3 protein-coding genes are annotated in these 1,905 nt (G+C 56.3%); 1 reads left to right on the top strand and 2 read right to left on the bottom strand.

Annotated features, from left to right (window positions below; genetic code table 11):
- The first annotated feature begins 25 nt into the window (after window positions 1-25).
- Complete coding sequence (locus DEM27_RS33330; RefSeq protein WP_109462511.1) at window positions 26-754, top strand: hypothetical protein; 729 nt, start codon at window positions 26-28, stop codon at window positions 752-754.
- A 117-nt stretch (window positions 755-871) separates the two neighbouring features.
- Here DEM27_RS33330 and DEM27_RS33325 read toward each other — a convergent pair whose 3' ends face one another.
- Both DEM27_RS33325 and DEM27_RS33320 read right to left on the bottom strand, forming a co-directional pair.
- Window positions 872-1,279 carry a hypothetical protein gene (locus tag DEM27_RS33325; RefSeq protein WP_109462510.1) on the bottom strand — a complete coding sequence of 136 codons (408 nt, stop codon included), beginning with the start codon at window positions 1,277-1,279 and terminating at the stop codon, window positions 872-874.
- A gap of 42 nt (window positions 1,280-1,321) precedes the next feature.
- Window positions 1,322-1,669, bottom strand: coding sequence for an SH3 domain-containing protein (locus DEM27_RS33320; RefSeq protein ID WP_165823743.1), 348 nt, complete (start codon window positions 1,667-1,669; stop codon window positions 1,322-1,324).
- Window positions 1,670-1,905: the final 236 nt, after the last annotated feature.

Here is a 1,905-nt window from a genome sequence, read left to right as displayed (position 1 = left end):
CTGGAAACCATCGCCGCGATGAGCGATGATCCGCTCATCAGCCTGCCAGCAGCAAGCTGATCAATTCCCGGCTCTGTCCGGAAGGCACGGCGATCGCCGAAGCTACACCATCTCCTGGGACACGATCAGGCCGATCAGGCCGAGGGGAGCGCTCGATAGCTGGAACGACGAGGTGCTGACGATCCTCAGGAAACCAGCATCTCGCGAAGTCTATTGGATTGCGGCCGCGAAGGGCGCGCGTAAACCCGAGTTCACCGGCTATCACCCAGGGGTGATCCTGCGTCCGCCAGCCTCCATGTCACCGATGGATGGCGCGGTCGTTTTCGTACCATTGACGAGCGAACCGCCTCGTGAAATCGAACTGGGCCTTCCGCTTCCTCCATACTGCCGGCAGCTGTCGGAAAATCCGGGGCCGGACAAGGAGCGCACGGTTTGGGCAATCTGCGACAAGGTCATGACCGCCGGCATCTGCAGACTTGAGCGTTATGTCGATTTCAGTCGGGGTGGCCTGCACTTGGTGCCGAAGGTATTGCAAAAGGATTTCGAAGCGATCCTCGAAGGTGTCGCAAGTGCCATTGTTCCCCTGCGTTCGTTTATCGAAAACCGGGTCGGGGAAAGGCATGCCGCCGAAATGGCTGCACTCGCTCTTGAACACGAGCGCCGTATTGCGCTTGTCGAGGACGAAATCCTTGAACGATTGACGGCTCCGGGAAATCGTAGCAGGGCCGTTGACGGCCATGTTGGTGCCCGGTAAACATTGGGTCTGACCTGCGGGTCGGCACCCATCTCGGAAACGAGATGTAGTCTCTTTTCTGGCCTGTGGGCCAGCACCAAAGGCAGGGGAAACCCTGCCTTTTAGATTCTGATCGTCTCATTTGCCCGAAGCTAGGATAGCCCCATAGGTACTACGAAGCATTGCTTCTGTCGCTTCTCCAAAAACGGCCAGATTGGCCGCATGTTGGTCGGTTCCAGCGAACTCTTCGTGCCACGACGACCAATCCGAGACGAAAACCGGGTCATCGAAATCCTCGAACTGATCGGCGGTAATATCGACGATCACCGATCCGGACTGGAGCCAGGCGTGAGACCTCCCGTCACGCCATCCGAGATAGTAGCGAAACTCACCATGCCCGAGTTCTGCGAAATGGTGTCCTAGAAGCAGGGCCGTATCCCCGCAGGCACCATTCGGGAAATCCTGCAACGTAATCGGGAGGCTGTTTTTCTGGGTCCTCATGATGAGATCGCGGAACTGCGTGGCCGCGTGGTTCAGATCATTCATCTCGTCTCCTTCACAACGGCAACTGACGGTTCCGACGCGCGTCTAGGATCGATCTTTCACGATAGTAGAATTCGCCATCCATCCAGCCGTATTGACATCTACCTGGACACGACTCCATCCACCTTTGGTTTCCATGACGGAGACCTGTCCGCCTTTAGGGACAACGATAATCACGGCGAATTTGGTGCCCGGTCCCTCGCGCAGATTAGCGTCGGTCTTCGCATAGCGGATTGCGGCAAGCTCCGCTTTGTCATTGGTGACCGGCCCCGACTGAACCATTTCGGTTTTGTTGACCGTCGCCATTTGAGGTGTGGGTTCAATTTCGATTTTCTCGGGCAGCGCCCCATCCTTTTCCCCTGCGGCCTGCGTTTGGGATATCTCCGTAACCAAACGAGGTGCTAACCCGGTATCCGCCTCCTTGTGACGGGGACCCCAAAAGACGGCAAATGTCGGAATTCCGACCATAGTGCGAGCACTGTCAGTAATGCTCCCTTGAGGACCAGCCACTAACTTAAATGTGGAATCGTTAGGACCATATTCAGCAATACCCCTTATAACGCAGGTTATCGGGGGTATTGCTCATGCCGGAGATTTCTTCGGAAGGCCAAAATCGATTTCGATTGCCA

Source organism: Rhizobium album, from assembly GCF_003122325.1.
In the GTDB taxonomy this organism is placed as follows: domain Bacteria; phylum Pseudomonadota; class Alphaproteobacteria; order Rhizobiales; family Rhizobiaceae; genus Metarhizobium; species Metarhizobium album.
Note: the sequence above shows the minus strand (reverse complement) of the source record. Positions and strands in the feature narration are given on the sequence as shown.

What these genes read in the sequence shown, in the direction of transcription:
- DEM27_RS33330 (WP_109462511.1), top strand. Translation starts at nt 26, where the DNA reads ATGATCCGCTCATCAGCCTGCCAGCAGCAAGCTGATCAATTCCCGGCT.
- DEM27_RS33325 (WP_109462510.1), bottom strand. Translation starts at nt 1,279, where the DNA reads ATGAATGATCTGAACCACGCGGCCACGCAGTTCCGCGATCTCATCATG.